The organism is Hyphobacterium vulgare, assembly GCF_042643335.1.
Lineage (GTDB): Bacteria > Pseudomonadota > Alphaproteobacteria > Caulobacterales > Maricaulaceae > Hyphobacterium > Hyphobacterium vulgare.
The window spans coordinates 482502-489839 of sequence record NZ_JBHRSV010000028.1; the positions used below are offsets into that span (position 1 = coordinate 482502).

10 protein-coding genes are annotated in these 7338 nt (G+C 64.7%); 5 read left to right on the forward strand and 5 right to left on the reverse strand.

The window, feature by feature from the left end:
• Positions 1 to 938: 938 nt before the first annotated feature.
• The gene (locus ACFOOR_RS14760) at positions 939 to 1340 is read left to right on the forward strand and encodes an NADH:ubiquinone oxidoreductase subunit NDUFA12 (protein ID WP_343163352.1); all 402 of its coding nucleotides are present in this window, start codon (positions 939 to 941) and stop codon (positions 1338 to 1340) included.
• A 47-nt stretch (positions 1341 to 1387) separates the two neighbouring features.
• Positions 1388 to 1837 carry a DUF2155 domain-containing protein gene (locus ACFOOR_RS14765; protein ID WP_343163353.1) on the forward strand — a complete coding sequence of 150 codons (450 nt, stop codon included), beginning with the start codon at positions 1388 to 1390 and terminating at the stop codon, positions 1835 to 1837.
• Here the strand turns inward: ACFOOR_RS14765 and aat are convergent.
• Genes aat through aroQ form a run of 4 tightly spaced genes read right to left on the reverse strand, consistent with a single transcriptional unit; the run spans position 1804 to position 4812 of the window.
• Positions 1804 to 2454, reverse strand: coding sequence for a leucyl/phenylalanyl-tRNA--protein transferase (gene aat / locus ACFOOR_RS14770; protein WP_343163354.1), 651 nt, complete (start codon positions 2452 to 2454; stop codon positions 1804 to 1806). The two genes, ACFOOR_RS14765 and aat, sit on opposite strands and share 34 nt — an antisense overlap.
• A complete protein-coding gene (gene accC, locus ACFOOR_RS14775; RefSeq protein WP_343163355.1) occupies positions 2451 to 3812 on the reverse strand; it encodes an acetyl-CoA carboxylase biotin carboxylase subunit in 1362 nt (453 codons plus the stop codon). The genes aat and accC overlap by 4 nt, the downstream gene beginning before the upstream one ends.
• Positions 3813 to 3836: 24 nt before the next feature.
• On the reverse strand, positions 3837 to 4334 hold the full coding sequence (accB, locus tag ACFOOR_RS14780; RefSeq protein ID WP_343163356.1) for an acetyl-CoA carboxylase biotin carboxyl carrier protein: 498 nt from the start codon (positions 4332 to 4334) through the stop codon (positions 3837 to 3839).
• Positions 4335 to 4377: 43 nt separating this feature from the next.
• Entirely contained in the window at positions 4378 to 4812 is a 435-nt protein-coding gene (gene aroQ, locus ACFOOR_RS14785) for a type II 3-dehydroquinate dehydratase (RefSeq protein WP_343163357.1), read from the reverse strand.
• A 492-nt stretch (positions 4813 to 5304) separates the two neighbouring features.
• Here aroQ and thiS point away from each other — a divergent pair, with 492 nt between their 5' ends.
• On the forward strand, positions 5305 to 5505 hold the full coding sequence (gene thiS / locus ACFOOR_RS14790; protein ID WP_343163378.1) for a sulfur carrier protein ThiS: 201 nt from the start codon (positions 5305 to 5307) through the stop codon (positions 5503 to 5505).
• On the opposite strand, the gene ACFOOR_RS14795 is transcribed toward thiS, so the two are convergent.
• Positions 5502 to 5762 carry a hypothetical protein gene (locus ACFOOR_RS14795; RefSeq protein ID WP_343163358.1) on the reverse strand — a complete coding sequence of 87 codons (261 nt, stop codon included), beginning with the start codon at positions 5760 to 5762 and terminating at the stop codon, positions 5502 to 5504. The two genes, thiS and ACFOOR_RS14795, sit on opposite strands and share 4 nt — an antisense overlap.
• A 54-nt stretch (positions 5763 to 5816) precedes the next feature.
• Here ACFOOR_RS14795 and ACFOOR_RS14800 point away from each other — a divergent pair, with 54 nt between their 5' ends.
• Both ACFOOR_RS14800 and ACFOOR_RS14805 read left to right on the forward strand, forming a co-directional pair.
• Complete coding sequence (locus ACFOOR_RS14800) at positions 5817 to 6605, forward strand: thiazole synthase (protein WP_343163359.1); 789 nt, start codon at positions 5817 to 5819, stop codon at positions 6603 to 6605.
• 1 nt (position 6606) lies between these two features.
• Positions 6607 to 7026 (forward strand): hypothetical protein, encoded by a 420-nt coding sequence (locus tag ACFOOR_RS14805; RefSeq protein ID WP_343163360.1) that lies wholly within the window; start codon positions 6607 to 6609, stop codon positions 7024 to 7026.
• Positions 7027 to 7338 lie beyond the last annotated feature (312 nt).

Consider the following 7338-nt stretch of genomic DNA (forward strand, 5'->3'; position numbering starts at 1 on the left):
CGGCCCGGCGAAGGCTTCGAGGTCGATCACGAAGCCCGGTCCGCCGGCCGTTCGGATGTCTCCGAAGGCGAGGGCCGGGGCGCCATGTGACCACAGGCTCCGTGCCGCGCCGCGCCACAGGTCGGCGCGCGCCAGATCGCCTTCGCTCAGGATCAGGATCGGCCACACGCGCGCAGCCGCGGGATCGGCGGCCTGCACCTTTTCCGTGATGCCTTCGCGCGCCAGATCGATCGTGCGTTCCAGTGCTTCGTCCGGCACGCCGGCCTGGCGCGCATCGCGCAGGGCGGCCGCGAGGCCGGTATTGCGGCGCGGATCGATGTCGCCGTCCGTCCCGATGGCCGCGCGAACGGCGTCTAGCCGATCGCTCAGGATACGGGTTCCGACATCGCGGCGGCTGGCATCCAGCGCCTCGTCGGCGATTTGCGCGAACAGGGCCGGACCTGCAGCGGCTGTCACGGCGTCCGGAGAGGTCTCGGCAGTCAGTTCCCCGGCCCAAAGCGCGGGGGCGGGGGCAATTTCCCGGCGCGCGATCGCTGAAGCGAGGCTATCCGCTGTCTCGCGATCGAGCCTCAGTGCGGCGCAGAGTGTTGCCAAGGCCGCGCGAATGTCGGTCTGGCCGCTGGCGTCGGCAAAGGCGCGTCCGGCGGCCTCGTCCCAGCCCATGGGCAGAACCAGGTCGATCGGATCGGCATCCGGATCGATCGCGACCGGGATCACTTCGGTTGCCAGGTCCGCGAAGTCGGATCCCGTCTTGTGCCGTCCGGCCATGATCGCCCCTTTTGCGGTCTGTCACGGCGCACACGCGCCGAATCGCAAACAGGATAAGGCGCTTGCGCCCCTGCACCAAAAGCGGTGGCTCGCACTGGACCGGGCGGATGCAAGACGGCATATTCCGCGCGGATTCTGAACCGTATTGTCGGCCGGAGCGGGTGCACGAAATGGGACTTTTTGCCAAGATTTTCGCATGGTGGGACGACGCCACGCCCGGCACCTTCTTTACGCTCGCCAAGCGCGCGGAAAAGATCGGTGAGGACGAGTACGGCAATCTCTACTACCGCGAACGCAAGCCCTCCGGTGCCAGCGGCCGCGAGCGCCGTTGGGTGGTCTACAAGGGCTATGCCGACGCCAGCCGCGTGCCGGCGGACTGGCATGGCTGGATGCACCACACTTTCGACGAGCCGCCGACCGATGCCCCCTTGCCGCGCCAGAAGTGGGAGCTGGACCACAAGCCGAACCTGACCGGCACGCTCCACGCCTATCGCCCGACCGGCAGCCTCGCGGTGCAGGGGCCGCGCCAGCGGGCCTCGGGCGACTACGAATCCTGGACGCCGGACGCCTGAATCGCTTTCGCCTTGGCGATGCCGCAAAGCCGGGTCATGGTGAGACAATGATCAGATCGCTTGTTACCGCGTTGATGTTTGCCGCTTCGGCCGCGATGGCCGCTGCGCAGGAGTCCGAACCCCCGTCGGGCAGTCAGCCGGAATTGCGCACGGACCGCTCTGGCCCGCGGGAGCTGACCAGCCGGCCGGGCAATGTCCTGGTGCTGCGCGGTCTCGACAAGATCACCGCCCGCACCGAGGACTTCGAGGTCCGCATCGGCGAGACCCATGTCTTCGGTTCGCTGGAGATCACGGCGCGCTATTGCCGCCGCCGCCCGCCGGAAGAAACTCCGGAGATATTCGCCTTCATGCAGATCGCCGACCGCCGCACCGACGGTTTCGGGTCGGAAGACGAGAGCGAGACGGTCTTTTCCGGCTGGATGTTCGGATCGAACCCGGCGCTCAACCCGCTGGAACACCCCGTCTACGACGTCTGGGTGATCGACTGCAGGGCCTGATCGCCGCTGATCACGTCGGGCAGGGCAGTGAAATCCGCATCGACTTCAATCGCGTCGGCGAGCCGCTCGCGATAGGCTTCGCGCGTGATCACCATGGCGCCGAACTGTTCAAGATGCGCGGTCGTGAACTGTGTGTCGAGCAGGGTGTAGCCCCCGGCCTTCAGCCGCGCGACGAGATGCACCAGTGCCACCTTTGACGCATCGGTCGCACGGGAAAACATGCTTTCCCCGAAAAAGGCGGAGCCAAGCGCGACGCCGTAGAGCCCGCCGACGAGATAACCGGCATCGCGGCATTCCACACTGTGGGCGTATCCGGCCTCGTGAAGCGCGAGATAGAGCGAGCGGATCCCCGGATTGATCCAGGTCTCCTCCCGGCCTTCGCCCGGGGCGGCGCAGCCGTCGATAATGCCGGCAAAATCCCGGTCGATCGAGACCTCGAACGGATCGCGCCGGACCGACTTCCTCAGACTGCGGGGGATGTGGAATGCGTCGAGCGGCAGGATGCCGCGCTCGTCCGGTTCAAGCAGGTAGATGCGCGGATCGTCCCGGCCTTCGGCCATGGGGAACACGCCCCGCGCATAGCAGTCGAGCAGGTCGGCGGGGCCGAAACCCTTCACGCCGTCTCGCCGGCCGCCTTGCGTTCGGCGAGCCAGCTCTCCAGCCAGCGGATGTGATAGTCGCCGGAGACGAAGGCCGGCTCCTCGAGAAGATCAAGGAAGAGCGGCTTGGTGGTTTTCACACCGCCGACGACCAATTCGTTGAGCGCGCGCTTCAGCCGGAGCAGCGCCTCGGGCCGGTCGCGGCCGTGCACGATCAGCTTGCCGATCAGGCTGTCGTAATAGGGCGGGATGGAATAGCCGGCATAAAGCGCGCTATCGAGCCGCACGCCGAGCCCGCCCGGCGCGTGGAATTCCGTCACCTTGCCGGGGGAGGGCGCGAACGTCGCCGGGTCCTCGGCATTGATCCGGCACTCGATGGAGTGGCCGTTGAAGACGATGTCGTCCTGCGTCATCGACAGCTTTTCACCCGCCGCGACGAGAATCTGCTCGCGCACCAGGTCGAGCCCGGTGATCGCCTCGGTCACCGGATGCTCCACCTGCAGGCGGGTATTCATCTCGATGAAGTAGAACTCGCCGTTCTCGTAGAGATATTCGACCGTACCCACACCGCGATAGCCGATGGCGGCGACGGCATCGCGCGTGATCGCCCCGATCTCGGCGCGCGCCTTGGCGTCGAGCGCCGGCGAGGTGGCTTCTTCGAGGACTTTCTGGTGGCGGCGCTGCAGCGAGCAGTCGCGCTCGCCCAGATGCACGCAATTGCCGTGCGTGTCGGCCATGATCTGGATCTCGATATGGCGCGGCTTGCCGAGATATTTTTCGAGATAGACCGAGCCGTCGCCGAACGCGGCTGACGCTTCCGATGACGCCGTCTGCACGGCGCTGCGGAACAGTTTCGCGTTCTCGGCCACCTTCATGCCGCGTCCGCCGCCACCGGCGGCGGCCTTGATCAGCACCGGATAGCCGATGCCGGCCGCAATCTTTTCCGCTTCGTCGATGTCGGAAATCGCGCCTTCCGACCCGGGCACGACCGGGATGCCGGCATCCTTCACCGCCTGCTTGGCGGTGATCTTGTCGCCCATCATCCGGATGTGATCCGGGGTCGGTCCGATGAAGGTGATGCCGTGGGCTTCGACGATTTCCGCAAAGCGGGCGTTTTCCGACAGGAAGCCATAGCCCGGGTGAACCGCCTGCGCCCCGGTGATCTCGCACGCCGCGATGATCTGGGGAATGTTCAGATAGCTCTTGCCGGCGGGCGGCGGACCGACACAGACGCTTTCGTCGGCCAGGCGGACATGCATCGCGTCCGCATCGGCTTCGGAATGGATCGCCACGGTCTGGATGCCCATTTCCTTGCAGGCCCGGTGGACCCGGAGGGCGATCTCGCCGCGATTGGCGATCAGGACTTTATCGAACATGTCGGCCGGCTCCCGCGGGTGCGCCTAGGAAATCGCGAACAGGGCTTCGCCGTATTCCACCGGCTGCGCGTCGGTGACGAAGAGGTGGGTCAGCTTGCCCGAGCGCGGCGCGGTAATCGGGTTGAACGTCTTCATCGCCTCGATCAGCAGGATGGTGTCGCCTTCCTTCACCGTATCACCAGCCTTGGCGAAGGCGTCGGCCTCGGGATTCGGGCGGACATAGACCGTGCCGACCATGGGCGAGGGCACGCTGCCCGGAATGTCGCCGCCTTCAGGCGCCTGGGCCGGATCAGACGGTTGCGAGGCCGGAGCGGCCGGCGCAGCAGCCGGTGCCGCAGCCATCGGGGCCGGAGCCGCGACATGCTGCACCATTGGCGCGGCCTGGACCGTGCGCGCGACGCGCAGGCGCAGATCGCCCTTTTCGACCTCGATCTCGGTCAGCTCGGTCTCGCGCAGGATTTCGGCCAACTCGCGCACCAGCTTCGCATTCAGCGGCGAACCGGATTTCGATGACGTGGTCATGTCCCTTGCGCCCCTTTCCTTCGGAATCTCGTTATCAGCCTGTCTAGACCAGACTGGCGGCACTCTCTAGCGCCAGTTCATATCCGCGTGCACCCAGTCCGGCGATCGTCTGCGTCGCGGCCATGCCCACATAGGAAACATGGCGGAAGCTTTCGCGCTGCGCCGGATCGCTCAGATGCACCTCGATCACCGGAATGCTCAGCGCCTTCAGCGCATCGTGCAGTGCGATCGAGGTGTGGGTATAGCCCGCCGCATTGAGAATCAGCGCCGAGGCCGAATCCATCGCCTCCTGCACCCAGTCGATCAGCACGCCCTCGTGATTGGTCTGGCGGAAATCGATGGTCACGCCGAGCGTGATCGCCTTGGCCTCGCACAGCGATTCCACCTGCTTCAGCGTCTGCGTGCCGTAGATGTGCGGCTCGCGGCGACCGAGGAGGTTCAGGTTCGGACCGTTGAGGATGAAGACCGGTTTTTTCACGTGGCTTGCCGGGCTGTTTCGCGGGCGGGCGTTGTACGACAGCGGTGTGACGCGGCACAAGCGCGCAGAGCCTCGAACGGTCTGTAATCCGCGCCCGGAAATGCAATACTGTCGTCCAGGTTGTCCGGCGAGGCCGACATGAAGCATATGGGTCTATGGATCGCTGTACTGTCCATCACCTTCGGATTCCTGCCTCTGTTCGTGTCGGTAACGGCAGTGATGATCCGCAACGAGATGGGTTGTGGCGGTTCCGCAATTCCCGAACCGTGCCTGACGGGTTTTTCTGGAGCCCTTGGAGCGCTTACCTAGTGGGGATTGCTGACATTCGCGACCCTGCCGATCGGCATGTTCGGCTTTTTCGGTGGTTTGATTGCCCAGATCGTCACGGAAGTACGTTCTCAGAAGGGTGACGCCGAAGTCTGAGTAGGGCAGGCCGCCCTGCGGCCTTCCCGGTTGCGCTTTGACGCAGCCCGCGCCATCTCTGCGGTCATGATCCAGATCGAACTCAATGGCGAGACCCGCGAGATTTCACCCGGCGCAACCGTGACCGGCCTCCTGGCCGAACTCGGCCTCGACACGCGCAAGGTCGCGGTCGAGCGCAATCTCGAAATCGTGCCGAAATCGCTCTACGCAGAGACCGCCCTTTCCGAGGGCGACCGGATCGAGATCGTCCATTTCGTGGGTGGGGGCTAGTCGCCGCCGCCACCGCCATCGCCCCCGTCTCCGCCGTCATCGTGAACATGCTTCGATGACGTGTCGCAGCTGCCATTTCCTGGATCAGCCCGGCCTTTGGTGCGGCTGATCACCATGGCGAGCGTGGCGCCGACCAGGCCACCAATGAAGAGCGGGAGGCTGTCGTCCAGCGGCCGCCCTTCAACCGTCGGCCACACGGCATAGCCGATATTCGCGGCCGCCACTGCGAGCAGAATGGCCATGACGGGCTTGTTCATCTAAGTCTCCCCCCAGAGCTCCCGGAACAGTACACCCGGAACACGGATGGAATGATGACTGCCAAGATCGCCGAAGACAAACCGCTCGTCGTCGCCGGCCGCGAACTGAAATCGCGCCTCATCATCGGCACCGGCAAGTATCAAAGCTACGAGCAGAACGCCCGCGCGCTCGAAGCCTCCGGCGCCGAGATGATCACCGTCGCGCTGCGCCGCGTGAACCTGTCCGACCCCGACAAGCCGCGCCTCGTCGATTTCATCGACCCCGAGAAATACGTCTTCCTGCCCAATACGGCCGGCTGTTTCACCGGCGAGGACGCCGTGCGCACGCTGCGCCTGGCGCGCGAGGCGGGCGGCTGGAATCTCGTAAAGCTCGAAGTCCTGTCCGACCCGAAACATCTCTATCCCGAGATGGAAGAGACGTTGCGCGCGGCAAAGATGCTGATCGCCGACGGTTTCGACGTCATGGTCTATTGCAGCGACGACCCGGTCTATGCCCGCAAGCTGGAAGACGCCGGCTGCTGCGCCATCATGCCGCTCGGCGCGCCGATCGGCTCGGGCCTGGGGATCCAGAATCCGGTCAATATCCGCCTGATCGTGGAACAGACCTCGGTCCCGGTCATCGTCGATGCCGGCGTCGGAACAGCGTCGGACGCGGCGGTCGCAATGGAACTCGGCTGTGACGGAGTCCTGATGAACACCGCCATCGCCGAGGCGAAAGACCCGATCCGCATGGCCACGGCGATGAAGCACGCCGTCATCGCCGGCCGGGAAGCCTATCTCGCCGGCCGCATGACGAAGAAGAAATACGCCGACCCCTCGAGCCCGCTGAGTGGGTTGATCTAGGGTGCTCGACGAGGAGACACGGCAGCAGTTGAATCGCTTCGCGAAGCTCCTCGAATCCACTTCTGATGAAGAGGCGGTGGATCGAATTCGAGACGAAATCGTCGCCTCATTTTCAGAGGAAAAAATTCGCGAACTTCAACAGAATTTCGCGGCACAGCTGATCTATCGGGACTATCGAAACGCCACGCTCGATGGCGAACACTACCTTTTGCTGTTGATGGGTTTGCCGACCGTAAATCTGCTTGATGGCGTTGGGTATTGGTCCAAACCCGAAGAGCGCACTGCGGTCTTTGAAGGATTGGTGGAGGCGTTCAGGCCTTGTCGCAATTGGCTGATACGGGACTGTGACAATCCTTCGCGACCGGAGTATCGCCTTCGGCAACATTGGCCGCTCAAGGCGATTCTGGAAAAACTCCGTTAGACGCTCCCCGGTTTCGCGTCCACGAAGACCGGGGTTCCGTCCACCCGCGACGCACTCCGTCCAGGGTTCCCGCGCGAACGCTAAACCGAATCCGAGTGCTTGCTTCAGGTCCCCATTTTCATGGGGACCCCAGCTAATCGTTTAGGCGCTTCGACCAAATTCCTGAATCGCCTCCCTCCCCTTGAAGGGGAGGGACGCGAGCGGGCTTCGCAGAAGTCCGGGAGCGGGGTGGGGTGACGGCTCGCTTGATACCCCCACCCCGGTCGGCTGGCTGACGCACAGCCTCCCGGCCCCCCCCCCCCCCCCCCCCCC